26 protein-coding genes, 1 pseudogene and 1 riboswitch are annotated in these 24,255 nt (G+C 36.7%); of the genes and pseudogenes, 2 read left to right on the plus strand and 25 right to left on the minus strand.

From position 1 onward, the window contains the following. Positions 1-71: 71 nt before the first annotated feature. From mtrB to prsW, 15 genes are all read right to left on the minus strand, one after another. The gene (gene mtrB, locus MKX96_RS11590) at positions 72-293 is read right to left on the minus strand and encodes a trp RNA-binding attenuation protein MtrB (RefSeq protein WP_169359579.1); all 222 of its coding nucleotides are present in this window, start codon (positions 291-293) and stop codon (positions 72-74) included. A 67-nt stretch (positions 294-360) separates the two neighbouring features. Continuing rightward, positions 361-930 carry a GTP cyclohydrolase I FolE gene (gene folE, locus MKX96_RS11595; RefSeq protein WP_169359580.1) on the minus strand — a complete coding sequence of 190 codons (570 nt, stop codon included), beginning with the start codon at positions 928-930 and terminating at the stop codon, positions 361-363. A gap of 173 nt (positions 931-1,103) precedes the next feature. Then, positions 1,104-1,376, minus strand: a complete 273-nt coding sequence (locus MKX96_RS11600; RefSeq protein ID WP_169359581.1) for an HU family DNA-binding protein — start codon at positions 1,374-1,376, stop codon at positions 1,104-1,106. Between the two features lie 174 nt (positions 1,377-1,550). Next, a complete protein-coding gene (gene spoIVA / locus MKX96_RS11605) occupies positions 1,551-3,029 on the minus strand; it encodes a stage IV sporulation protein A (RefSeq protein ID WP_169359582.1) in 1,479 nt (492 codons plus the stop codon). Between the two features lie 80 nt (positions 3,030-3,109). Beyond that, positions 3,110-3,817 (minus strand): hypothetical protein, encoded by a 708-nt coding sequence (locus tag MKX96_RS11610; protein WP_169359583.1) that lies wholly within the window; start codon positions 3,815-3,817, stop codon positions 3,110-3,112. 13 nt (positions 3,818-3,830) lie between these two features. Further along, on the minus strand, positions 3,831-4,019 hold the full coding sequence (locus MKX96_RS11615; protein WP_169359605.1) for a DUF2768 family protein: 189 nt from the start codon (positions 4,017-4,019) through the stop codon (positions 3,831-3,833). Positions 4,020-4,119: 100 nt separating this feature from the next. Further along, positions 4,120-5,139, minus strand: a complete 1,020-nt coding sequence (locus MKX96_RS11620) for an NAD(P)H-dependent glycerol-3-phosphate dehydrogenase (protein WP_340883713.1) — start codon at positions 5,137-5,139, stop codon at positions 4,120-4,122. Positions 5,140-5,159: 20 nt separating this feature from the next. After that, on the minus strand, positions 5,160-6,470 hold the full coding sequence (gene der / locus MKX96_RS11625) for a ribosome biogenesis GTPase Der (RefSeq protein WP_169359585.1): 1,311 nt from the start codon (positions 6,468-6,470) through the stop codon (positions 5,160-5,162). 120 nt (positions 6,471-6,590) lie between these two features. Beyond that, positions 6,591-7,733 (minus strand): 30S ribosomal protein S1, encoded by a 1,143-nt coding sequence (rpsA, locus tag MKX96_RS11630; protein WP_169359586.1) that lies wholly within the window; start codon positions 7,731-7,733, stop codon positions 6,591-6,593. Between the two features lie 276 nt (positions 7,734-8,009). Further along, positions 8,010-8,597, minus strand: a complete 588-nt coding sequence (locus MKX96_RS11635; protein WP_169359587.1) for a lysophospholipid acyltransferase family protein — start codon at positions 8,595-8,597, stop codon at positions 8,010-8,012. Beyond that, entirely contained in the window at positions 8,598-9,272 is a 675-nt protein-coding gene (gene cmk / locus MKX96_RS11640; RefSeq protein ID WP_205964054.1) for a (d)CMP kinase, read from the minus strand. Between the two features lie 74 nt (positions 9,273-9,346). Next, the gene (locus MKX96_RS11645) at positions 9,347-9,994 is read right to left on the minus strand and encodes a flagellar brake protein (RefSeq protein WP_340883714.1); all 648 of its coding nucleotides are present in this window, start codon (positions 9,992-9,994) and stop codon (positions 9,347-9,349) included. Between the two features lie 71 nt (positions 9,995-10,065). After that, positions 10,066-11,349 (minus strand): PepSY1/2 domain-containing protein, encoded by a 1,284-nt coding sequence (locus MKX96_RS11650; RefSeq protein ID WP_169359589.1) that lies wholly within the window; start codon positions 11,347-11,349, stop codon positions 10,066-10,068. A gap of 9 nt (positions 11,350-11,358) precedes the next feature. After that, positions 11,359-12,093 (minus strand): spore cortex-lytic enzyme, encoded by a 735-nt coding sequence (sleB, locus tag MKX96_RS11655; RefSeq protein ID WP_240949706.1) that lies wholly within the window; start codon positions 12,091-12,093, stop codon positions 11,359-11,361. 535 nt (positions 12,094-12,628) lie between these two features. Further along, entirely contained in the window at positions 12,629-13,324 is a 696-nt protein-coding gene (gene prsW, locus MKX96_RS11660) for a glutamic-type intramembrane protease PrsW (protein WP_340883716.1), read from the minus strand. 79 nt (positions 13,325-13,403) lie between these two features. On the opposite strand from prsW, the gene MKX96_RS11665 reads away from it, so the two are divergent. Continuing rightward, complete coding sequence (locus tag MKX96_RS11665) at positions 13,404-14,375, plus strand: asparaginase (RefSeq protein ID WP_251555927.1); 972 nt, start codon at positions 13,404-13,406, stop codon at positions 14,373-14,375. A gap of 203 nt (positions 14,376-14,578) precedes the next feature. On the opposite strand, the gene MKX96_RS11670 is transcribed toward MKX96_RS11665, so the two are convergent. The 6 genes from MKX96_RS11670 to MKX96_RS11695 all read right to left on the minus strand — a co-directional run bounded on the left by MKX96_RS11670 (position 14,579) and on the right by MKX96_RS11695 (position 20,334). After that, a complete protein-coding gene (locus tag MKX96_RS11670) occupies positions 14,579-15,553 on the minus strand; it encodes a YpdA family putative bacillithiol disulfide reductase (protein ID WP_251555930.1) in 975 nt (324 codons plus the stop codon). Positions 15,554-15,581: 28 nt separating this feature from the next. Further along, positions 15,582-16,349, minus strand: coding sequence for a metallophosphoesterase (locus tag MKX96_RS11675; RefSeq protein WP_298471207.1), 768 nt, complete (start codon positions 16,347-16,349; stop codon positions 15,582-15,584). Between the two features lie 200 nt (positions 16,350-16,549). Then, positions 16,550-17,182 carry a CBS domain-containing protein gene (locus MKX96_RS11680; protein WP_169359595.1) on the minus strand — a complete coding sequence of 211 codons (633 nt, stop codon included), beginning with the start codon at positions 17,180-17,182 and terminating at the stop codon, positions 16,550-16,552. Positions 17,183-17,255: 73 nt separating this feature from the next. Further along, on the minus strand, positions 17,256-17,882 hold the full coding sequence (locus MKX96_RS11685; RefSeq protein ID WP_298471209.1) for a LysM peptidoglycan-binding domain-containing protein: 627 nt from the start codon (positions 17,880-17,882) through the stop codon (positions 17,256-17,258). 74 nt (positions 17,883-17,956) lie between these two features. Beyond that, a complete protein-coding gene (locus tag MKX96_RS11690) occupies positions 17,957-19,363 on the minus strand; it encodes a RecQ family ATP-dependent DNA helicase (RefSeq protein WP_340883717.1) in 1,407 nt (468 codons plus the stop codon). Positions 19,364-19,365: 2 nt separating this feature from the next. Further along, entirely contained in the window at positions 19,366-20,334 is a 969-nt protein-coding gene (locus MKX96_RS11695; protein WP_298471213.1) for a helix-turn-helix domain-containing protein, read from the minus strand. Between the two features lie 171 nt (positions 20,335-20,505). On the opposite strand from MKX96_RS11695, the gene MKX96_RS11700 reads away from it, so the two are divergent. After that, the gene (locus MKX96_RS11700; RefSeq protein ID WP_169359599.1) at positions 20,506-20,754 is read left to right on the plus strand and encodes a ferredoxin; all 249 of its coding nucleotides are present in this window, start codon (positions 20,506-20,508) and stop codon (positions 20,752-20,754) included. A 94-nt stretch (positions 20,755-20,848) separates the two neighbouring features. Here the strand turns inward: MKX96_RS11700 and MKX96_RS11705 are convergent, their stop codons facing one another. The 4 genes and pseudogenes from MKX96_RS11705 to sigX form a co-directional block, all read right to left on the minus strand. After that, on the minus strand, positions 20,849-21,442 hold the full coding sequence (locus tag MKX96_RS11705; protein ID WP_251555945.1) for an ECF transporter S component: 594 nt from the start codon (positions 21,440-21,442) through the stop codon (positions 20,849-20,851). A 156-nt stretch (positions 21,443-21,598) separates the two neighbouring features. Then, a riboswitch (FMN riboswitch) is annotated at positions 21,599-21,733 on the minus strand. Between the two features lie 123 nt (positions 21,734-21,856). Then, complete coding sequence (locus tag MKX96_RS11710; protein ID WP_340883720.1) at positions 21,857-22,090, minus strand: hypothetical protein; 234 nt, start codon at positions 22,088-22,090, stop codon at positions 21,857-21,859. A 350-nt stretch (positions 22,091-22,440) separates the two neighbouring features. Continuing rightward, complete coding sequence (locus MKX96_RS11715) at positions 22,441-23,697, minus strand: hypothetical protein (RefSeq protein WP_340883722.1); 1,257 nt, start codon at positions 23,695-23,697, stop codon at positions 22,441-22,443. After that, a pseudogene (sigX, locus tag MKX96_RS11720) lies at positions 23,690-24,232 on the minus strand (RNA polymerase sigma factor SigX); the annotation flags it as partial. The gene MKX96_RS11715 and the pseudogene sigX, both read right to left, overlap by 8 nt. Between the last annotated feature and the right edge of the window lie 23 nt (positions 24,233-24,255).

Raw genomic sequence — 24,255 nt, forward strand, 5'->3', positions numbered from 1 at the left:
CCAATCGCAGTTAGCATTAGTCTGTCACGACATATATAATTTAACTCGCGATTATTGGCCTTTTAAATTATTTATTTCTTAGATTCACTTTTAATAATACCGTTGTCTGTATGAATGGAAGCTTTGCCTCTTATCTTCATAGCAGATGTATGCTCTGTAAATTGAGCAATCATCACTTCACCTGTATCAAGCTTTTCAGAATGATGGAATTTTGTATCCGTACCTCGGGTTAAACCGATCACTTGTACTCCGTCTTCCTCTGCCTTTATAACGATAAAATCTGAACTAGACATTACAATAGTCTCCTTTGTTCATAATCTAAATTCATCATACCATATTCTCATCGAACCTCAAAAGGAGTTATTTCATTTGGATAAATGATAAAACCTCTGAGCGCTTTATATCGTCTGTTTCATAGATACCTCTTGCTACAGAAGTAACGGTCTTGGCACCAGGCTTTTTAATCCCGCGCATGGTCATGCACATATGCTCTGCCTCTATCACGACATAGACTCCATGAGGGTTAATCATTTCCATAATATCATTAGCAATCGTGGAAGTGATTCTTTCTTGAAGCTGTGGCTTTCTTGCTGTAACTTCCACGGCTCTAGCGAGTTTACTTAGGCCGGTTACAACGCCATCTCTAGGTATGTATGCAACATGTGCCTTACCGTAAAAAGGAACAAGGTGATGTTCGCACATGGAGAAAAAAGGTATATCTTTTACTAAAACTAATTCCTCATGCTCTTCATGAAAAACTGTCTTGAAATGTTCTTTTGGATCTTGGTGTAGTCCTTCAAACATCTCAGCATACATTTTAGAAACTCTTTTTGGAGTATCCAATAACCCTTCTCGATTAGGATCTTCTCCTACCGCTTCTAAAATCATTGTTACTGCATTTTCTATTTTTTTCAGATCGACCTTCGTCATCTGCTGACCCCCCAGAAAAAACTGCATAATATGTCGTATGTATCTTAGCATATGAAATGAATATAGGAAATTAATTTCACTTCAGGCAACAAATTTTTATTATATAATAAATTGAAAAGAACGGCTACTATGAAGCAAGCTTCACAGTAACCGTTCTATGTACTACGACACCATTATTTTACAGCATCTTTAAGTGCTTTACCTGGTTTGAAAGCAGGCACCTTGCTAGCAGCGATATCGATTTCTTTACCTGTTTGTGGATTACGTCCTTTACGTGCAGCACGTTCACGAACCTCAAAGTTACCAAAACCGATCAATTGAACTTTTTCACCATCTGCAAGAGCAGTTTGAATTGATTCAAATACAGCCTCAACTGCTTTAGTTGCGTCTTTTTTCGATAATTCTGCAGCCTCTGCAACAGAGTTCACTAATTCTGTTTTATTCATACTATTCACCTCCTCTCAAAGGAAGATAAGCATCAATCCTGTAAAAAGAGTATCACAACAGAAATGCCTTCGCAACACTATTTATCCGTGTTTAGGCAACTTTCCTTAAAAAGAACGTAAAAAAAACAAAGAAAAGGACTTTTTGCATAGGCACAAAAAGTCCAAATCCGTATTTTATAGAATAAAGGTAACCATTCCACGGTCTCCCTCATTTACCATTCTTTCAATTGTTTGGCGCATTCTTTTCTTAGCAACCTGACTTACACTTTCCGTTTTATACCGTATACTTTCCTTCATAACCTCTAACAGAGACGTTCCAAAAACCTGCGTTGACCAAAGTGCATCTCTATCATGTAAGAATCCATGCTTTAAGTCTTTTAAAAGCTGCTGACTGTGGAATTCTGACCCTAAAAGCGGAGCAAATTCTGCTTCCATATCCACTCGAATGATATGAAGCGAAGAAGCCTTAGCTTTTAAGCTGACTCCAAAGAAATTATTTTGTTTAATAATTTCTGGTGCAGTAGGTTGGAAATCCTGAATGGATGGAAGTGACACACCATATCCTGTCGTATTTGCTGCTTCTAGCGCATCCGCAAACCGATGATATGTCTTTTTAGCTGTAGACGCTTCCTTAACAAACAATAACCAGTCTTTTTTAGAAGTAATTGGCTCATCAAGCCATTCATCACAAACCTCTTGAAATACTTCAGGTTTTAAATCTATTTGAATACAAGCAGACCCTCTACCAGGATCTGCCTCTATAACCTCTGCAGACTTGATAAATGGGACTTCCTTAAATTTTTCTGCAAGCTCCTTCACGTCTCTCATTTTGGAGACAATTTGCAGCCATTCTTGTAAGGAAGTAGTAATTTGATTGTTAACAAAATGATCTGGCTCAAGTACATCTGTCCAATCAGGCTTCATCAATTCAATGTCCGTTATCGGAAATTCATATAGCGCCTGTTGTAGTATGTACTGAATTTCCTCTGCTGTCATTCTATCCACAGCAACCGGAATTACAGGTACTTCATGAGTTTTTTGAAGTTCTTCGCACAAATGAAGAGTTTCTAAATGACCTGGCGTTTTGCTGTTAACGACAATAACAAATGGCTTTCCAATTTCCTTTAACTGACCTATAATTTCATCTTCTGCTTTTTCTGCTGCTACCCTAGGAATATTATTGACAGAACCATCCGTTGTAATCACAATGCCAATAGTAGAATGATCCCGAATAACCTTATCAGTTCCAATTCTTGCAGCTTCCTCAAACGGAATTGCTTCCGTATGCCAAGGAGTATGGACCAGCTTCTGCCCTTCTTCTCCAGAATGGGTTTTAATGCCATCAATCATGTACCCTACGCAATCTACTAATCTAATTTGTAATCGAAGCTGCTCGTCACCCAAGTATACATTCGTACCATGAGCAGGAACAAATTTAGGTTCTGCTGTCATAATGACGTTTCCAGGAGAGCTTTGTGGAAGTTCGTCTTGTGCTCTTAATCTTTCTGATTCGTCAACAATATTCGGTAATACAACTAGCTCCATTACTCTTTTTACAAACGTAGATTTACCTACCCTAACTGGACCTACTACACCAAGGTACACATCACCATTTGTTCTTTCTGCTATTTGTTCATACAGTTTGCTAGACATCGGTATTCTCCTTTCTTCGCAATTTAATATATGCACGAAAAAAACGTTTCATGCATAGAGCATGAAACGTTTCTTATAAGTTATTTGTTTATCATAAAAATAGGTTCGTTATTTTCATCAACCGTATAAGGCAATGAATACGCAGGGACGATCGCAAAGTTATCCGTTATTAAAAAACGAATATCATCACCTGGCTTGACGTCAACCTCTGTCTCTTGAAGCAAACGATAAAGCTCAATAGAATAGTCCACATATACTTTTCCATCGCCCGTCGCTACTAGAGGAAGCAGAGTGTCTGAATAAGGGCTTTGAACGGTAATTTCGTCTTTATAACCCATCTTTTTAAAATCTAGCTTATAAACACCTTCTACAATCGTCTCAGCGATAGGACCATAGCCGTTTATCCCTTTGCGATAGTTAATATCTCGCAAAGTATCTGCAATTCGTAAGTCTACCAACTTTACAGTTGGGTTTTCCTCTACGTCCATTAAGACATATTGATAAATCCCACCTGTTTCATACGAGTTAGCAGGAGCTTTCCCAAGATAGTTCGGAACAATTTTCTTAAAATCTATCGGATATTTTATATATTGATCTGTTTCTTGCTCACGTGTTTTGATAGGCAGCAAGCCACCTGAGGCTTCTTGGAAGCTTTCAACTGCAGTCTGTACGGAATTAAGCTGATCTTCATAAGGTAATAGGTTTTCTGGCTCATAGCCGCCTTTAAAACCACAACCACCTAAGACGAGTGTTGTTATAGAAATAGCAGTTAGTAATAGTTTTTTCATTCGAATCTCCTTACTAGGCTTTTGTTGGATTGAAAATGATATAAACCATTGTGATAAAACCAATGAAAAGCAATATGTATGCAACCAGACCAAATATAAACTTTATGAATCTGTTTTGGATTTTTGTTTTTACAAAAAACATAAGTAACATGGCCATAAACATGCATCCCATAGAACCAAAGGATATCCACATTTTGTCCATTGAAGAGACTAATAGCAACTGTTCCCCCACCTTTCATGAAAATAGTATATCACATGAAAAAAGAGTTGCTTTTTTATACAACTCTTTTTTATGACAATTTTTAAAACGTCTTATAATCTTCCAGTTCATTCTTCTTTGTACGATGCATTAGGGAATCAACTGCTTGTTTTGGATGTACCTGCTCAAACAGAACAGAATGTAATGCAGCGGTAATAGGCATATCAATAGATTGCTTCTGTGCAAGCTGAAACGCTGCTTTTGTCGTCCTAACGCCTTCCACTATCATACCTACTTCTTCTAGCACCTCATCTAAGCTAGAGCCTTTACCGAGTAGGTTACCGGCTCTCCAGTTACGGGAATGTACACTTGTACACGTTGCTATTAAATCACCCATTCCTGTCAGACCAGAGAAAGTGTACGGCTTGGCACCTAGACTTATACCAAGTCTTGAGATTTCAGCTAAACCTCTAGTTATAAGTGCAGCTTTAGCATTATCACCATAACCAAGCCCATCTACAATACCAGCGGCCAATGCGATGACATTTTTTAAGGCAGCCCCTATTTCTACTCCAATGACATCATCATTAGTATAGACACGGAAGTAATTATTCATAAATAGATCTTGTACTTTTTCTGCAGCCATCATATTATCACTAGCCACCGTAATCGTAGTTGGATGCTGTAAAACTACTTCCTCGGCGTGGCTAGGGCCAGATAATACTATAATACCCTCTACCATAGATTCAGGAACTTCCTCAGCAATCATCTCTGATATTCGCTTTAAGGAATCAGGTTCGATTCCTTTCGAAACATGCACTAAAAGCTTTTTGTTTTCCATCAGCTTTACAATATCCTGACAAACTTCTCTAATTGCCTTTGTAGGTACTGCTAAAACAATAATAGATGCATGCTCTATTGCTTGAGTTAAATCGCTTGTAGCTTTAAGATTTTCAGGCAGTATCGTATCCGGCAAGTATTTTTTATTGGTATGATTCTGGTTTATTTCCTCGGTTTGAGTTTCTCTGTGTGACCAGAGAAGGCAATCATGAGAATTATGCGCAAGAACCATCGCTAAAGCTGTTCCCCAACTACCTGCTCCAAGAACGGTTACATTTGTCATCTTTAAGCCCCCTTTGCTAATTATGTTCTAGCACGAGTAATAATTCTTATAGGCGTGCCTTCAAAATCGAATGATTCACGAATGCGATTTTCTAAAAATCTCTCATAAGAGAAGTGCATTAATTCCGGTTCATTAACAAATACAACAAAAGTAGGCGGTTTAATGGCCACTTGAGTAGCATAGTAAATACGCAATCTTTTCCCTTTATCTGTTGGAGCAGGGTTTCTTGCTACTGCATCTTCTACTACCTCGTTTAGAACGGAAGATGTAACGCGCATTGCATGGTTTTCACTTACTTGATTGATAACTGGGAATAAAGAATTTACACGTTGTTTTGTTTTTGCTGATACAAATACGATTGGTGCATAATCTAAAAATTGGAAATGCTCACGAATCTTTTTAGTCATTTCACTCATCGTCTTATCATTTTTTTCAATGGCATCCCATTTATTCATCACAATAATAACTGCTTTACCGCCTTCATGAGCGTAACCAGCGATTTTCTTATCCTGCTCTTGAATGCCTTCTTCTGCATTTAGAACAACTAAAACAACGTCTGAGCGTTCAATTGCCTTTAATGCACGAAGTACAGAATACTTTTCAGTTGTCTCATACACTTTACCCTTTTTACGCATACCAGCAGTATCAATCATTACATAATCTTGATCATCGAATGAGTACTCTGTATCGATAGCATCTCTTGTAGTTCCCGCAATTTCACTTACGATGACTCGCTCGTGCCCTAAGAATGCATTGATTAAAGATGATTTCCCTACATTTGGACGTCCGATAAGAGAAAACTTAATAACCTCTTCACCGTATTCCTGTTCATCCATATCTGGGAAGTTTTTAGCGACTTCATCGAGCAAATCTCCTAGACCTAGACCATGTGAACCTGAAATAGGGTATGGTTCGCCTAATCCTAGGGCATAAAAGTCGAAAATCATTTCGCGCATATCTGGATTATCAATTTTATTGACCGCCAATACAACCGGCTTCTTTGTTTTATAAAGTATTTTAGCAACGTATTCATCTGCTGCTGTCACACCCTCACGACCATTTGTTAGGAAGATGATTACATCTGCCTCATCCATAGCGATTTCAGCCTGTTGTTTGATTTGCTCTAGAAATGGCTCGTCGCTCAATTCAATTCCACCTGTATCAATGATGTTGAATTCATGTGTAAGCCAATCTGCTGAGCTATATATACGATCACGCGTTACACCTGGGATATCTTCCACAATGGATACACGTTCTCCTACAATTCGATTAAATATAGTCGATTTACCTACATTAGGTCTACCAACAATTGCTACTACTGGTTTTGTCATTAATATTACATCCTTCCAAACTTCGTCTAAACTGTATTATACAACAAAACAATAAAAGCAGGCGACTTTATTGAAGTCACCTGCTTGAATAAGTTAAGATTATGACGAAATTAGCTATTATTATTTGTTAGTAAAGTCTTTTAAACGATCGCCTAGAACATCGCTAATAGAAAAACCTTTGGATTCTTCAGGCATTTGATAATCAGCTAAATTGAACTCATCTTCGTTCTTCACTAGCTCTTTAATACTTAGAGATAAACGTTTTTCTTTACTGTTTACATCTAAAACTTTTACCTCTACCTCTTGACCTTCTTTCAGTACTTCCTGAGGAGTCCCGATATGCTGATGAGCAATTTGAGATATGTGAACTAAGCCTTCAACCCCAGGGAAAACTTCAACAAAGGCACCGTAAGATACTAGTCGTCTAACTTTCCCAGTTAGAACAGATCCTTTTGTAGCCTTGTCTTCCAGATCAGACCATGGTCCAGGTAACGTATCTTTAATAGATAAAGAAATTCTTTCTGCATCTCGATCTATAGACAATACTTTTACCTTAACTTCTTGTCCCTCTTTTAACACATCAGATATGTTATCTAAGTGCTCGTGGGATACTTGAGAAATATGAACAAGTCCATCCACGCCTCCAATATCTACAAAAGCACCAAAAGAAGCTAGTCTTTGGACTGTACCTGGAACAATGTCCCCAGGTTTAATGTTATCTAACGTTTTGTTTTTATTTACTGATTTTTCATCCTCAACTACTGCTTTATGAGAAAGAATTAATCGGTTTTTGTCTTTTTCTAATTCAACGATTTTAAAAGTCAAAACTCGCCCTTTATAATCTTCAAATGATTCTACAAAATAATCTTCTATTAAAGAAGCAGGTATGAATCCACGGACACCCAAATCTACAACTAGTCCGCCTTTAACAACCTCTTTAACTTCTGTTTCAATAACTTCCCCAGATTGAAACTGTTTTTCTAACGTTTCCCATGCTTTTTCAGCATCGACTTTTCGTTTGGAAAGAACGTAGTTAGATTCTTCTACCTTAGTAATCATGAGTTCAAGTTCATCGCCGATGGAAACGGAGTCGGATGCTTTTTCAATATGCAGGCTAGAAAGCTCGCTAATTGGAACTATACCATCGAAAGGTGCACCTTCAATTGATACAATTATTGATTTCTCATCTACTTGTGCAACCGTCGCTTTAACCAGATCTCCTTCTTTAAACTCTTGCGTGTTTAAGTTCATTTCTTCTGACATATGATATTCCTCCTTCACAACGTCTCTTCTCTATTTTATGCGAACTTTCTCAGAAATACAAAAAGAAGCACTTTTGAAATAGAAATTCCCATCCACTTAATCATTTTGCTTCGCTATCAAACTAAAAAACTGGATAAAAACAAGAGAATATTAAAAGCTAGTGACATATATGCTAGTTTATAAAAATAGTTGATTTTCTCTCTCCGTAGGATGATTGAGAGTCCGCCACACTGTAGCCATTAAAGATGTGTTAAGAACAGATTAAAGTATTTAAAATCATTTAGTTTTATATTGGTCTAGTATTTTACCGATGTGTTCCATAATAACTTCTGTAACTTCATCTGCAGAAGCTCTTCTTTCTCTGTACGGCTCCATATCTATAACTTCTCCAAAAACTATTTTTAAACGTCTAAAAGGTTTATATGGCCCAATAATTGCACATGGCACTACGTTTGCATTTCCTCTAAGGGCAAAAAAACCAGCACCACTAAAACCTTTTCCTAGCTTTCCATCCTTACTTCTTGTTCCTTCTGGAAAAAGACCTACAACCTCTCCTTCTTTTAAAAGCTTTAACGCTTTTCGAAGCGCATCACGGTCGCTCATTCCTCTTTTTACTGGGAATGCTCTTACGCCCGGTAGTAAACTTTTTAATACAGGTATTCTAAAAAGCTCTTCCTTTGCCATGAAGTTAACAGGTCGTGGTGCGTTAATCCCAACGACAGGAGGATCTAAATTTTCTATATGGTTTGAGCATAGTAAAATCCCTCCCTCTTTTGGGAAATTTTCAGCCCCTATTACTTCAAATCTATATATTGGTTTTAACGCTGCAAAAACAATTGTTTTCGCAAAGGAATACAGTTCCAATTAAACCATCCTTTCTTTTGCCAACTGCATAATCTTATTAGAAACTTCATGAATCGTAAGAGATGTGGTATCAATGAAAATAGCGTCTTTTGCTTTGATGAGAGGAGATGCTTCTCTCTCGCTATCCAATTTATCTCTTAATGCTATATCATGAATTAATTCTTCTAAGCTTGTATGAATTCCTCTTTTTTCGTTTTCTAGAAATCTTCTGTTTGCTCTTTCTTCAACACTTGCAGACATAAATATTTTAAGTTCAGCATTTGTAAGGACGTGTGTTCCAATATCTCGTCCATCCATTACCACTCCGCCAGATTTACCCATCTCAATCTGTCTTTTCACCATTTCTTCTCTTAAATCAGCATGTGCTGCTACAACTGATACGTTCGAAGTGACTTCTTTTGAACGTATTTGGTCCGTTACTTCCACGTTATCTAAAAACACAAGTTGTCCTTTAGAAGATGGCTTAAGCTCAATAGAGGTATCTTTTAGAAGCTCAGTTAGTTTGCTTCCATCTTGCAAATTTATGTTAAGTTGAAGTGCTTTATACGTAATTGCTCGGTACATTGCTCCTGTATCCACATATGTATAACCTAATAATTCAGCCGTCTGCTTCGCTATCGTACTTTTACCCGCCGCTGCTGGACCGTCAATCGCTATTTGAATTTGTTTCATCATTTTATCCTCCACTCTATTTGCCTATATTTTATCACAGAATAATACGAAAAAAAAAAGCCTGTAAATACAGACTTTTAACTTAGTCCTTTTTTTCGCATAAGCAACTGTCTTTCAAAGCAAAAACGAACGATTTGTTGCCTGTCCAAATCATCTGTATTCGTAAATTGTAAAGACGCAATTTTTAACGATTCTCTCTCCCAGATGCGTATGACTAAAGCAGTAGTAAATACATATCTCATTTCTCCATTATTAAAAGATAATGGAATAATTAAAGATACCTCATCTCCACCACTAAATTTCACTTCCTCATTTAGAATGATGGCTACCCCACCCGCACTTATGTCATCAGTTACCGATTGATATTTTTCATCTCCAAATTGAATAGCAATATCAATTGGTGATACAACTCTTACAAAATTACGACGCTGTATTTTCATAAAGTCTTCCGTGTCAGGATAAGACAGTCTTATCATTGGAATTTGTCCTAACTTTCTTCCTAACACTTCTGTTGGAAAAGCAAAGACAGATTTCGTTTCTTCTATAAACGTGGCACGTAACTGAGTACCTTCCATCATGACAACGGTTTTGTTGGTAATAGTATCTATAGGATAATCTACATATATAAAATGATCATCCATATCTACTACTTTACAACGATATTTCTCAGCCTTCTCTGTGAAAGTTGGCTCAACTATTAAATTTGTTCCTAGTTTAATTTGCATAATTTTTACCCTCTTAAATGTCATATTAATTTTATTATGACATTTAAAGAGGGAGAATTCTATATATTATTTTAAGGTAATTTTTCTGAATGCAGAATCTCATGTGATTCTGTATCAATATACACTCTATATGTTCCAATGTCTTCGCTTCGAGTTAGTAACTCATATGCTAGACGCTGCTGTAATTGATCATTCTCAACGTAAGCCATTTTTGCTTCTTCTATTTTTAAATTATCAGCGAATATGGTTTTATAATCTAAAGGAATTACTTTTTGTTTAGCTATTTTTTCCTCTTGAATGTACTCCATTGCATTTAAGCCTAGTAATTCTCCATTGTCTTTTGCAATTTTTAATTGTAATCCATCTGCATAAACGATTGCATCATTTTCTGCGTCCTTCCGAGCAAACGCTAAATGCCACCCAATGTGGTTTTCACGGAATTCTATAAGCTCCGTATCTGTATACCCTAACTTTTTCATATAATCCAAAGCATTTTTCTTCATGCTTTCCGTATCAATAGTATTTTTATCAAAAGGTCTTTCCATTAGAAAGGATAATAAATGGCCTCCCTTTTTTGTAAAATCAGCGTAACCAATACGAATGTCTTTATGAAATTCAATATGGTAGAAGGGATATGGAGCATCCTTTCCACTTTCTGTAACATAAATTTTGGCATCCGCTAGTTCTGGAAAAATCTTTGCAAACTTTGCTTTTACATCCTCTACGCTTACTGGTTTATCCGAAATATGTTGTAAGTCTTTTTTCTTCTGTTGATCGGTTTCACTTGCTGTCATTGGAAAATCGCTTTCCGTATACGCTTTTACAGATGCTCCAAGGGATTTCCAATTCTTTTCGTTTTCTTTATTAACTTTATTTTGTACAAAGGAACTAACAATGTAATCTTTGTTTCCATCGTTTCTATTTGTGAATGCCCATTGGTCGGCTAAGCTCCTTAAATTTTCACGTGCACTTACCATATTTCCTTGCCACTCTTCGATTGGTACTTTTCCTGTTCTAACTTGAGTAGCTCCATTACCTATTCTCGTTAAATAGTTCAACCAGCTTGAGGAAGTTTCCTGATCTATAGGTAGCCCTGAAATAGATGCTCGAATATCTGAAGACAGTCTCCATACATCCTCCAGCGGACGATCTAATGACTCTTTATCTTTAAATATCAATGTTTCATCAATGGAATCACTTAATTCAGTCAGTTTTTCGGAGGCAGAATTTAATTCATTCGAATATTGACTTGCTAAAGCATTCTTAAGGTTGGTGTTTTGTTCTTGTACTGAAAAATGATAAACAACAAATACGGCAAGAGCAGCTATAGCGATTACCCATCCAAATTTTTTCATATAGTCTCCTTATGAGCAAAAAATATGCTGTCCAATTTTTTTGATATGTGGTCTTGACCAGATCCACTTACTAGTAGCAGTTTCAGGATTGAAATAGTAAATTGCGTTTTCTGAAGGATCCCATCCATTTAATGCGTCTAGTACTGCTTCTTTAGCTCGCTCGTTCGGCTCTAGCCAAATTTGTCCATCAGCTACTGCAGTGAATGCTAAAGGTTGGAAGATCACTTCACTAATAGTATTTGGAAAGTCCGGGTGTTCTACTCGATTAAGGATTACCGCTGCAACGGCTACTTGCCCTTCATACGGCTCCCCTCGTGATTCTCCATAAACTGCGTTAGCAATCAGCTTTAAATCTTTTTCACTATACTTCGGTGGTAGCTGCATATTTGTACTTTCAGGTTTTTTATTATTCGCTTGTTGGTTCTGGTTTGTATTTCCATGTACTGAGAAACGATTACCCTTATTGATTTGATCATGTACATATTCTTTGTCAAACTTTGTAGCCTTCACTAGCTTGTCCTTAGTTCCTTGTCCTAAAAGACCATCCACTGGCAAACCAAATGCTTCTTGGAAGTTTCGAAGAGCCCAATACGTGCCATAACCAAATTTACCGTCAATTTCCCCGGTGTAATAGCCTATGTATTGTAATCTGGCTTGTAATTCAATTACATCGTCTCCAAATGCTCCACGCTGAACAGTTTGCTCGGAGAACGCTTGAGTAGTTTGCTCTTGAGTTAAGAACATATAGCTAGCTGTAAAAAAGATTACGCCAATAAGAACATATTTTAGCTGTTTCATAAGTCATCTCTCCTTTTTAACTAGCTTGGTTAAACAGGAGTGATTTATACATGATAACTTTCATGAAAACAGAAATTAAAAAGTAAAAACTTTGTTAAAGTTATTGGTTGATTTTGACTAACAATTCTTTTTAATAGTGAATGTAAACATTAAAAAAGGAACATTTTGTTTATGCGAGTATATTGTTTCGATTTATAGATGCTAAAGCTGTTCCCATTTATTGATTGTAGCTCCAGACGGCGACATAAGCAGGGATGAGGGAGACAGATAAGACATCACAACCACGCGCGTAAGCGATGGGTGATGGCTTATCGTTCACCCCGCGGAAAGCGTCCGGCTGGGGCGGAAATCAATTCTACTCTCTGATTTAAAAATTTCTTTGCATTATAAATCAACCCAACCCTTTAACATATCCAAAGTAAATTACCATACAAAAAAGTCATGACCTATTTATTTAGTCATGACTTCTATCTTCTTAAAGTTAGGTAGGATCTTCCCTAATAAAATATTCGTGTTTTTCAAATCTAGTTCTCCGAGATAAAATATGAGCTTGCTTTACTTTCGACAAGCCAAAAACCCATAAGAATAACATAAACGGGACCATCAGCAATATCTCTAACCCTGTGAAAGTCAGTATGCTATTATAGATAATGTGTAGAAAGAGTGGGGCGATTAAAGCAAAGAAAAGTTCAAGCCTTATTTTTTTTATAGAGGTAAACTTAGCTCTACCTATATAATATCCCATAACTACACCAAATAATGCATGACTCGAAACAGGTAACAAAGCTCTTAAAAAAGCCTCTCCCATTCCGTAGTTCAAAAGATATAAGATATTTTCTACGGTTGCAAATCCTAAAGAAACACTCGCACCATAGAGAATTCCATCATATGGGTCATCAAACTCAACATGCTTATATAAGGCCACTATTATTATTAGCCATTTAAAAAATTCCTCTAATGTACTTGTCACGAGGACATTCCGAAAAAAAAGAGAAGTAAACAAATGCTCCTCGTTTAATACGTGCTGGATAAACATAATTGGGAATGTTAATATAGCACCATAAATAAATGTATGTAACAAAAGCCTTGAAGGTTCTTCGGCAATTTCTCTACGAAGATAGAAATAACTTAAAAGCGCAAGAGCCGGTGCAATCGCACAGGAAAGTAGTACGAACATGATCTTACTCCTTCCATTTTACTATTTATATTATACATTAATTTCTTCTCATTTTGTTAAATTTCTGGAGGTTATATCAATGAAAAATATCTTACTTATCCATACCGGCGGAACTATTTCAATGCAGGTAAATGCAGAAACTGGTGCAGTAGTACCTTCAGATAGCAATCCATTACTGGTAGAAGCAGAGAAATTAAATAGCCTAGCACATATTATTGAGCTGGAAATATTCAATCTTCCTTCCCCACATATAACTCCCTTTGAGATGTTCCGTATAAAAGAATTAATTGATCAATATATCGTTAAAGGTGAAATTGATGGAGTGGTAATCACTCACGGTACAGATACTTTAGAGGAAACTGCATATTTTTTAGATTTAACGATTGGACCAGCCATTCCTATCGTGCTTACTGGGGCAATGAGATCTGCTAATGAAATAGGATCAGATGGCTTATATAATTTAGTGTCAGCTATCCAAGTCGCTTCATCTGATGATGCAGTTGGAAAAGGTGTTTTAGTTGTATTAAATGATGAAATACATACTGCGGTAAATGTTACGAAAACACATGCCAGCAACGTTAGCACATTTCAAAGTCCGCAATATGGTCCTATCGGATTTATCTCTAAGTCTATTGTATATTTTCATCACACACCTAATCATCAGCCTGTTTTTCCAATTCAACAGATTAACAAGAAGGTTGCTTTGTTTAAAGTCTATGCAGGGATGGAAGCAGATCTCCTAGAAGCAGCAGTAAATGTTGGATATGATGGGATAGTTTTAGAAGGATTGGGCCAAGGCAATGTACCACCTAGCCTAGTACCAGCAATTCAGGATTTATTGAGTAAGGACATCCCTATTGTTCTTGTATCGAGGTGCTTTAATGGAATTGCCCAAGACGTTTACGGTTATATGGGTGGCGGGAAAGGTTTAAAGGAGATAGGAGTCATTTTTGCTCAAGGTTTAAACGGTCAAAAAGCTAGACTAGCTTTACTAATCGCCTTAAATCATCCAGATCCAAAACAAGCCCTCCTTAGTATATTTACTAGGTAAGATAAAAAGTCTGTGATAATTCAATAGGTACAAGCTTAATAAGCGCTGGAGCTATGTACCCCCGTGAACAGAGCTAATAAAAGCTCTCAAAAAAACAAATACCTCGAGAGATTTTTCTCTTGAGGTATTAAAAAAAATAGTCCTGTAAATTGGTAAGCTATAGTAAAGAAATTAATTCACTTTCATTTGAAAAGAAGAAAAGTCTATACGCTTTCTTCTTTTCTTTTAATTTCTTTAGCTATCAGCTCACCATGGAAGCGACCGTTTTCTATAAAAATTTCGTTAGCATTATTTCCTGCTGCTATTACTCCCGCAATAAAAATACCCTCCACATTTGTTTCCATGGTTTCTGGATTATGCGATGGTCTTCCACTTTCGTTATCAATGGCTACTCCCATTTTTTCTAAAAAAGAATGGTCAGGATGATAGCCCGTCATAGCAAAAACAAAATCATTTTCAATGTCAAACTCGCCCTCTGTTCCTTTTAATGTTACTTTGTTTTCTTCAATAGATAAGACCTCAGTATTAAAGTGCATTTGGATTTCGTTATTTCTTACACATCCCTCGAACTCTGGTAAAACCCATGGCTTAATGCTTGAAGAGTATTGTCCCCTGCGATATACCACTGTAACATTTGCTCCTGCTTTATTTAGCTCAAGAGCAGCATCGATTGCTGAGTTTTTACCTCCAATTACTAAAACATCTTGGGAGAAGTATGGATGTCCTTCTTTAAAGTAGTGAAATACCTTCGGGAGATCCTCTCCGGGTATTCCCATGTAATTAGGATGGTCGTAATAACCTGTAGCTACAATGACGCTCTTAGCTTTGTAAGAACCCTTAGAGGTAGTTACTTGAAAATAATCGGTAGACCTTTCAACACGTTCCACTTGCTCATATTTGTTAACTTGAATATCTTTACGTTTCACTACCTCACGATAATAAACCAAAGCCTGGTTTCTTTTTGGTTTTCTTTCTTCTACGATAAAAGGTACATCTCCAATGGAGAGCTTTTCACTCGTACTAAAAAAAGTTTGATGAGTAGGATAGTTGAAGATAGCATTCACCACATTTCCTTTCTCAATAACGAGCGTTTCTAATCCCATTTCTTGAGTAGAAATTGCTGCTGATAGCCCACAAGGACCGCCTCCAATTACCACTACATCTAAAACTTGTTCCACGTATAAAACTTCCTTTCTTACTATATGTCTATCTCTCCATGTTATGAAGGGTTATGATATGACACTCAGATTTAGCTCCTAAGCGCAGTGGCACTCCGGTAGTACCAAATCCATTACTTATTAATTCTGCGCGATTTTCTTTTAATCGGTAGGAACCTTTCTCGTATATACCAATAGGTCCTATACGAATTTGTCCGCCGTGTAAATGCCCAGCTAGCATTAGCCGAGGCTTACTTACCTTAAGAGCGGAATGGAAAAATGCCGGTGCATGACTAACAAATATGGTAATATCCTTTTCTTCCACCAGATTAAATGCATCTGCAATAATTACTTTCCCTACAAACCCATCATTTATCCCTACTAAGCGAATAGGCATCTTTCCTTCGGAGATCGTGACAGAAGTGTTATTTAACATTTGAATGTCTAGCTCTTGAAATATAGACAATAAGTTAGATTCGCCTACTTCACGATCATTATTTCCAAATACATAAAAAACAGGACCAAGCTTTTTTAATTGTTGTAAATTGAGCTTTGTCCTCATCAAAGGTACACCCTTTTCTGTCAGGTCCCCTCCTATGATTACTAAATCTACCTTTCCTATGATGGAATGGATTAATGTATCATCTATTTTTCTGCGATGTATATCAGAAATAAAAAATATATTCAGTTGTGTCCCTTTTGGCATTTCTTTCACAAGGAGCTGATGTTCTTTTACATTCGTTTGAATTGCTAGAAAAAGCATGTAAAGGAAGAGAATGATACCTGCAATAACAATGGTGATTCCTATCGATAACACTTATTATATTCCCCCTAAACCAAATAAGAAAAGCAAAAGCTTCTATACCTTACCCGTAAATCATATCAAAAGTTTAGAATAGCCCTTAAGCTACTATATTCCTGTTTGACCACGAGGTTCAAGGCAAAGCCAAACTATTCACTTTACCCTCTTCCAAGCAAAAAGACAGGGAATGACCCCTGCCTTTGAACCGATCTATATTACTCATCCTTGTCTATATGTAACACCCGGAAGCCTGATTTTTCTAGGTCATGGATAATACGATCTAATTTCTGTTCGTTATCAATCTTAAGAACGATTCGACGCACAAGCTTGTCAGTTTCATCAAAAGTAACTAAGGATATTACTGAAGTGTGATACTTGTGAAGAATATCAGACACTTTCAAAATTCTTCCTTCTGATTCCACCGAAGTAAAGGCAATTCTTGTTCCCTTCGTATTCATTCCAAAGGCACTCTTAAATTGATGTATCGTATCGTATCGAGTGACAAGACCTAAAAATTTCTCATCCTCTACTACTGCAAGAATTGGAAAATCATATAATTTCATAAACGCTTGCTCGAATACATCACTTGTTTTGACAAAGGTATCTTCCCTAGTCACTACATCTGACACTTTTGTCTGTTTTAAAAACGTTTCTTTATCTGTATCACTGTAAAAATACGCCTTATATAACAGATACTTATTGAACATCCCTAAGTATTTTCCAGACTCAATAATTGGTAGGGCATCAATATCCTTAGCTTCCAGTTCATTTAAAGCATCCAATACGGAAGATTCTCCACTAATCGTTAAGCATTTTTCCTTCGGGATCATAACACTTTTTACAAACATGCAAACACCTCTTTCTCTATAGGTCTATACTTATATATTCTATAAAAAGGTTATTTATCCTGCTATCTCTACATTATGGCAGGATTAATTTTTGTCCTTCATAAATTTCATTCGAAGCTAGACCATTTGCAGCTTTAATTTTTTCAACTGCTTCTGGATTTTTATAGTAGTTCATTGCTATTCGGTATAAAGTCTCGTTTCCTTTAACAATATGCGTTTTAGCCTCGGTTTTAGGCTTTTCAACTTTTTCTTCCTTCTTAGGTTCTGCCTGCACTGGTGCTTTCGGTTCTTCCTTTTCTACAGGTGCAGGTGCTACTGCAGGAGTAGATTGAGCAACCTCAGTGGACTCTTCTGGCTTTGTTTCTTCTATTTTTTCTGTTTGAACTGGTTGCTCGGTAACCTCTTCATCTTTCTCATCTGTCTCATTTGAATTAGAGATTGGTTTTGTTTCCACTTCAATTCTAGCCTCTTCGGTTGTTGTCTCTTCTTTATCAGGCACATAGATAAACTGGACGTAGATTAAAAAACTTGCTGGCAATAATATAAAAATTGCAAATAAGGTTGGTAAAAGAAGGTTTTTTTTCTTTTTCTTCTTACCAGTAGCATTTCTTCTGCTTCTTCTCAATTCGGATGATTCATTTTCTACCCCAATGGATTGTCTATGCTCTTCTATTTTTTTTTGATAATCATCTTTACTCATTTTTTCAAACTCCATTCTTCCACTTATACTACTATTATGACGAATTTTGTTGAAAATGTAAATGTCGTTAAGAGCTATAAGAGACTATTTAATCTACTTTTCCAGTCAAGTTTAGTAGTATTAACAGTGGTTTTTTCGTGTAGCCGAAATATTTCCTGAAGATTTAGAGTACATTTTGAACAACAATTTTTGGGCTTCCTTGTTAACCTTTGACCAAAATGAGCTAATAATTGTTCCCTTATACAAACCTCATTCTGTAAAAGGGTGTACAAATCTTGTATTTCTCTCCACTTTTTTTGTCGAATCCGTTGAAAAAGATTAATGGTTTCTTGTTGGGATAGCTCCTTTTTCCAGTAATCTAGTATTCTTTGTGTCGTTTCTGATAAAACTACCTGATCACTTTTCCGATAAGCAACTTCAATATCCTGTTCCTCTGGAAATTCTTGCATGGCTACAAAATAGGCTTGTTCTACATCAGATTGCATATAAAGAATCGTCGCAATCGACTGTTTCCCGTCCCTCGCAGCCCTCCCTACCTCTTGCATATAGTTAGCGATAGAGGTTGGTATATGATCATGAATAATTTGCCTAATGTTATCCTTATGTATTCCCATACCAAATGCATTTGTAGCGCAAATCCAATCTAGATGTCCTTGCTGGAATTGCTGCTGGATAAGAATACGATCCTCTTGATCCATTTTCGAGTGATAATAAGCAACCTTTACTCCCTTTTTTTGAAGCTCCTGGGCATAAAATTGTGTTTTCTTTCTAGACTGGCTATAGATAATCCCAGGACCAGTTGTGTTAGTGACTCTATTTATAATCCAGGTCAGCTTTTCTTTTTGGTTTTCTACCTGATAGGATTCATAGGCAATATAAGGCCGATCTAAGGAATGGATATACTCAAATGGCTCTTTCATCAATAATGTATGTTCAATGTCCTTTATCACTTCATTGGTAGCAGTAGCAGTTAAAGCCAGCACGTTCACATGTCGGAATGCCTGAAGTGATTTAGAAATTCTTAGATAATCTGGTCTAAAGTCAAAGCCCCATTGAGAAATACAATGCGCTTCATCTGCTACTATGAACGCAATTGAAATACTAGAAAGCCTTTGTTGAAAATACTCGTTTTGCAACATTTCTGGTGATGTAAATATAAATTTATATGTTCTCAGTCGAGATAATGCTTCTTCTCTTTGTTCAAAGGATAAAAAGGAGTTGATCGCCACCACTCGTTTTTCACCTAGCATTTTAAGCTGCTCCACCTGGTCCTGCATTAAGGAGAGCAATGGAGAAATGACTAGAACTGCTCCATCCATTAAATAGGCGGGCAATTGGAATAATAATGATTTCCCCATTCCCGTTGGCAAAATAGCTACAACGTCCTCTCCCGACAATACTCGTTCAATAATTTCTCTTTGCCCTTCTCGAAATTCTGCATAACCGAATCGAGTCTGAAGTATGTGCTGAAGCTGATCCATTTTCATACACTCCTTTCAAGAGCTAAAGCTAATCTAATTTGAAAATAACTTAGTTCTGGTAAACTATCTCGGATTATTTTCAATTTTTTCGTTTTATTTTTAGTAGAGATCATCAACACTCGATGTATATCTTCTTCTGAAATAAAAGGTGTAAGAGACATAGTTTTATTAGTAGAAGCGATTTCTATTAAATGATCTTCTATCGTATTTACCTTAAGAGATCTGATAGAGGCGATTTCTTGTAAAGAATAGCCTTGTGTTAAAAGCTGTTCTGTTTTTAAGGCAGATTGGGTCAAAGGATTATGTACAAAAATATCTTGTGCTAATTGGGTTAAATCAGGATGGTCTACTTCATTTAAGTTAGTTAAAATAATGTGTAGCGCTTCTACAAATTGAAGCTTCATATCTGTAACTGAGGAATCGTATGCCATAGCCAGCTGATCCCACGTCAATCCACTTATTTGATATCCACTCAGTCTATAGATGAGCAACGTCCGATGAATTTCCCCGACACTTGGATGCAATAACAGATGTTCAAGTTGGCTTTTAAAGCTTTGCTGAAACTTGTCAGATTTATAATCTCTTTCTCTTAAATAGTTTTTGACGAATTGGTGAACAAAATAATCCTTTTGGTTTGGTATAAATCTTGATTCATTGTTCTTAAAGTGGGATAGTGTTTGCATGACTAATTCTAATCTTCCCCAAAAAACTTTTTCATTTCCTCTTAATAGCCATCCATTAAACAGCGGATTTTTATAACCCTTTAGCTGAGCTTCCCCTTTGTCACTGACCCTTAGCAGAGTGTCATGCTGCTCAATCCAGCTGTATTCATAGAGCTTAGATAGCTCCTCTTCATACTCTTCCTTTGTGAGTTTCGGGTAAATAGAGAAATATTGATGCAAACTAAAATATGTCACATCTTGTATCGTTTGACCTGATTTTTTTCCTTTTAATAAATAAAAAGAAGCCATTGCTGACCGCTCTCCATTAAAACTTTGTATGATATTTAGTAATAGTTGGCTAAAATACAAGTTAAATACCTCACAGTTTAAAAGTATTTTTGTTGAAAAGTAATGAAAACAGCTTTAGAATGAATAAGATAGCTAATTCGTATAAGTAGAATTAAAGGAGAGAATATACTAATGGCAAAATACACTATAGTAGATAAAGATACATGTATCGCATGTGGAGCTTGTGGAGCAGCTGCTCCAGATATATATGACTATGACGATGAAGGTATCGCCTTTGTTATTTTAGATGATAACACGGGGACAACAGAAGTTCCAGAGGAATTGATGGAGGATATGGAAGACGCATTTGAAGGCTGTCCTACAGATTCCATTAAAGTTTCAGAAGAATCATTTGAAGGCGACGCACTTAAATTCGAATAGTATAGTAAAGGCCAAGAATATGAGTAACTCATATTCTTGGCCTTTTTGTTTTTATAGACAAGATTACAAGCAAGCTTAAGTAATCTAAAATTTATTAAATAGTCTTTGGTACTTTAAACGATTTACTAACCTTATCTAGCAATGGCTTCATTCGTTTAAATAAAACGATCATGACGATAGTCACTAGAATACCTTTTATAAGGTTAAACGGTAAAATACCTAAAATAATTGAATTAAATAAAGCTGTTCCTGTTTCAGCAGGGAAATTTAAGAAGTACGAATACATTGGTAAGAAAACATAATAGTTTAACAAGCTCATACCAAGTGCCATACAAATAGTCCCAACACCTAAACCGTAAGCAATCCCTTTAGAAGATGATACTTTACGATAAATAATATAAACAGGTGTTATAAACAAGATACTCGTTGCAAAGTTAGCCATATGACCAACTGGAACGCCTGTAGGACTTCCTGAGAATAACCAATCCAACACGTTTTTCATTAGGGCTACAAGTACCCCTGCAACTGGTCCCATAGTGATTGCAGCAATTAAAGCTGGAATATCACTAAAGTCAATTTTCAAATAAGCTGGTAAAACTGGTAACGGAAATGCAAGCAGCATTAATACGAAAGAAATACTACTCAGCATAGCGATTGCAATAAGCATTCGCGTCTTACTTTTTGCCATAAATCCTCTCTCCTTTTGCGATTCACTCCACAAGAAGAAAGGTTCAGCTTGTTATCCATACTCAAAAAATCCCTTAAGCATTACGTTAGCTTAAAGGAGAAAAAGGTACACTTAAATAAGCGTATCCGTATAAGAGCATACGAAAAACAGCTGCACCTTCACCTTCTCCCATCCAGACTATACTGTCGGCTTTGGAATCTAACCAAATCCTGCCATTAACGGCTCGCGGGCTCAAGAAAAAAATCTTCTACTACCGCCGATCGGGAATTTCACCCTGCCCCGAAGATGAATCAATATTTTGTTGTCATTCAAGAATATCTTGAATTACAATCATTTTATCAAACTATATTAATATATGCAATACAACTGTTTTACTTTAAGCAAATTATTGATGCCATGGAAAGTGGGAACCAGTTATTGAACTTGGGAAGGATCACCTGGATATATAAGAGGTATTTGTGCGTCGGAATTCATGCTACCGGTGATATTTTTTCCGGGAACGGTGATAAATGCCTCACGAGCGGTGATAAATACCTGCGAACGGTGATAAAAGGCATTTCTCTTTGACTCTTCTAAAATTGTGCTACATAAAATCAATGAAGTGTCTCCTAAAGAGCGTCTACGCACATTATTATCAAAAAGCGTCACCTAAAACACTCCCAAACGCACCTAAACTATCCAGTTGTGCTACATAAAATCAACACCCGTCACCTAAATGACGCTTACGCACCTAAGATTCAAAAAGTGTCACCTAAAACACTCCCAAACGCACCTAAACCATCCAGTTGTGCTACATAAAATCAACCACCCGTCACCTAAATGACGCTCACGCACCTAAGATTCAAAAAGTGTCACCTAATACCATCCAAAACGTCCTAACCTCTAGTAAAACGCTACCTAAAGGTAACCCTTCCCCCTGGCACCCAACCACTTAAAATCCCCTTCCTCTCACATAACATAAAAATCGACCTACTAAATAGCAGGTCGACTCAACTATATTATTTATTCTTATTCAAGACATATCCATTAGGTCCCATAGGAATTGCTAAAGATGTTGTCAAATCAAAACGGTCCCATCGCTTCTGCTCGACATTTTCCAAGCGAATGGTTTTATCGAAGCTTGCGGCAGTTAACGTAAATGCTTCAATCATTAGAATAGAATCATCGAATTCCAGTGTTGCCAAATCTAAAGTTTCTTCAAAGGTTATGACCACAGTGTTGCCTTCTTCTGTTACTTCGTAATTAACACCTTTAGGCACTACAGTTGTAAAATAATCATTTACTGATTTTTGCATTTCTGTAAAAGGGGCTTCAGTGGATACACCCTTAGGAACAAGGAATGTCAGTCCGTTGCTCATGGTTTGCTTGTAATATACTTGTTTTTTATTTCCGTTTACCAAGTTCTCTTTACCCATAACGCCTACCTGATCCCAATTAATAGGTGTTCCATCTTCATTTAATCGCTCCAAATAGGTATAATCGTTGAATATATAACTGATTGTATTATCATAAACAGCTGTAGTAGCAGAAGCTTCGTCATATCCATGACCTTTAGGTAAATAATGTTGTAGTGTATCTCCTACAGAAACAAAATGACCTTGAAAAGGCAGATAATCGTTAAAGCCTAAAGCAACTTCATCGATAGCACTTGCATACTGCTCATATAACTGAAGACTATTTGGCCATCCGTCAGGAAAATCTTCATTGATTTTCCCTTTAGAAATAATGATTGTAATTGGGTATGCATAGGCCTCTTTTGTTAATGAAAAATGAAATGCAACGCCATCGTTTAGATCATCCTCATATACCGTCCTTGCACTATTAAATGGTTGAATAGGTAATGATTCACTTTCAACAGCTAGAGAATTGAATGATTCATCCTTATTCTCTATTTCCGCTTCTTCCGTCGTTTTCATGTCTTTCTCCATTTTCGACTCAGAGGCTGGATTAACATCCATCGTTCTCATTGTATCAGCTTGTTCATCAGCTTTATGCTGTGAAGCAGATTCTTCATTACTCGTCTCCAAGTAAGAAGAGACCAGGAGCGTCAACAATAAAACAGCAGCAATAGAAACTACAAGTGGCATCCATCTTGAAAACGGTTTGTTGTTACGCTTGATAACATCTATGTGGGCAGACTTCATTTCTGAATGAACGCGATTATACACTTCATCCTTCGAGCGATTATCTGTAAAGATGGGCATGTTGCTTAAGAGCTTTTCTAAATCATCATTCTGTTTTTCGTTATTACTCATGTTGAACATTACCCTCCTTCTTTTGACTAGATAATTTTTCTCGAAGCGCTTTAATCGCTCGATGCTGGGTTGTTTTCACTTTTCCCTCGGTCCAAGATAGTATTTGTGCAGTTTCTGAGATAGAAAGCTCTTGGAAGTATCGCATAATAACCACCATTTTCTGGTCACCTGTGCAAGTGTCTAATGCCAAGAGGAGGGCCTTCATCTCATCATTTAAAACAGCGAAATCCTCTGGTAACATATCCTTAGATGCAAGCTGCGTAGATTCCCAGTCAAATGCATCAAACATCTTTTTCTTTCTAACTGTATGCTTTCGAAAATGATCGATAGCCACATTTTTAGCAATCGAAAATAACCATGTTTTTTCAGAGCTTTTACCTTCAAATTTACTATAGGCTCTTAGAACACGAACGTACACTTCTTGGACCAAGTCTTCCGCAGTCTGTCTATTTTTCACTAAATAGATCAGAAACTGAAAAACGTCTTGATGATAGCTATCATACAAGCGGTGGAAAACGGAGTCATTCATATGGCTCCCCCCGTTCTTTCAATTAGTCG

This window comes from Psychrobacillus sp. FSL W7-1493, assembly GCF_038004905.1.
Taxonomy (GTDB): Bacteria; Bacillota; Bacilli; order Bacillales_A; family Planococcaceae; genus Psychrobacillus.

Coding starts and splice junctions, on each gene's coding strand:
- MKX96_RS11685 (WP_298471209.1), bottom strand. CDS start 17,882: ATGAGTAAAGATGATTATCAAAAAAAAATAGAAGAGCATAGACAATCC.
- MKX96_RS11650 (WP_169359589.1), bottom strand. CDS start 11,349: ATGAAAAAATTTGGATGGGTAATCGCTATAGCTGCTCTTGCCGTATTT.
- MKX96_RS11705 (WP_251555945.1), bottom strand. CDS start 21,442: ATGGCAAAAAGTAAGACGCGAATGCTTATTGCAATCGCTATGCTGAGT.
- MKX96_RS11610 (WP_169359583.1), bottom strand. CDS start 3,817: ATGAAAAAACTATTACTAACTGCTATTTCTATAACAACACTCGTCTTA.
- MKX96_RS11695 (WP_298471213.1), bottom strand. CDS start 20,334: ATGGCTTCTTTTTATTTATTAAAAGGAAAAAAATCAGGTCAAACGATA.
- MKX96_RS11680 (WP_169359595.1), bottom strand. CDS start 17,182: ATGTTTGTAAAAAGTGTTATGATCCCGAAGGAAAAATGCTTAACGATT.
- MKX96_RS11690 (WP_340883717.1), bottom strand. CDS start 19,363: ATGGATCAGCTTCAGCACATACTTCAGACTCGATTCGGTTATGCAGAA.
- cmk (WP_205964054.1), bottom strand. CDS start 9,272: ATGATGAAACAAATTCAAATAGCGATTGACGGTCCAGCAGCGGCGGGT.
- MKX96_RS11715 (WP_340883722.1), bottom strand. CDS start 23,697: ATGAGTAATAACGAAAAACAGAATGATGATTTAGAAAAGCTCTTAAGC.
- mtrB (WP_169359579.1), bottom strand. CDS start 293: ATGTCTAGTTCAGATTTTATCGTTATAAAGGCAGAGGAAGACGGAGTA.
- der (WP_169359585.1), bottom strand. CDS start 6,470: ATGACAAAACCAGTAGTAGCAATTGTTGGTAGACCTAATGTAGGTAAA.
- folE (WP_169359580.1), bottom strand. CDS start 930: ATGACGAAGGTCGATCTGAAAAAAATAGAAAATGCAGTAACAATGATT.
- MKX96_RS11645 (WP_340883714.1), bottom strand. CDS start 9,994: ATGCAAATTAAACTAGGAACAAATTTAATAGTTGAGCCAACTTTCACA.
- MKX96_RS11665 (WP_251555927.1), top strand. CDS start 13,404: ATGAAAAATATCTTACTTATCCATACCGGCGGAACTATTTCAATGCAG.
- MKX96_RS11700 (WP_169359599.1), top strand. CDS start 20,506: ATGGCAAAATACACTATAGTAGATAAAGATACATGTATCGCATGTGGA.
- MKX96_RS11615 (WP_169359605.1), bottom strand. CDS start 4,019: ATGGACAAAATGTGGATATCCTTTGGTTCTATGGGATGCATGTTTATG.
- sleB (WP_240949706.1), bottom strand. CDS start 12,093: ATGTTCTTAACTCAAGAGCAAACTACTCAAGCGTTCTCCGAGCAAACT.
- MKX96_RS11600 (WP_169359581.1), bottom strand. CDS start 1,376: ATGAATAAAACAGAATTAGTGAACTCTGTTGCAGAGGCTGCAGAATTA.
- prsW (WP_340883716.1), bottom strand. CDS start 13,324: ATGTTCGTACTACTTTCCTGTGCGATTGCACCGGCTCTTGCGCTTTTA.
- MKX96_RS11620 (WP_340883713.1), bottom strand. CDS start 5,139: ATGACAAATGTAACCGTTCTTGGAGCAGGTAGTTGGGGAACAGCTTTA.
- rpsA (WP_169359586.1), bottom strand. CDS start 7,733: ATGTCAGAAGAAATGAACTTAAACACGCAAGAGTTTAAAGAAGGAGAT.
- spoIVA (WP_169359582.1), bottom strand. CDS start 3,029: ATGTCTAGCAAACTGTATGAACAAATAGCAGAAAGAACAAATGGTGAT.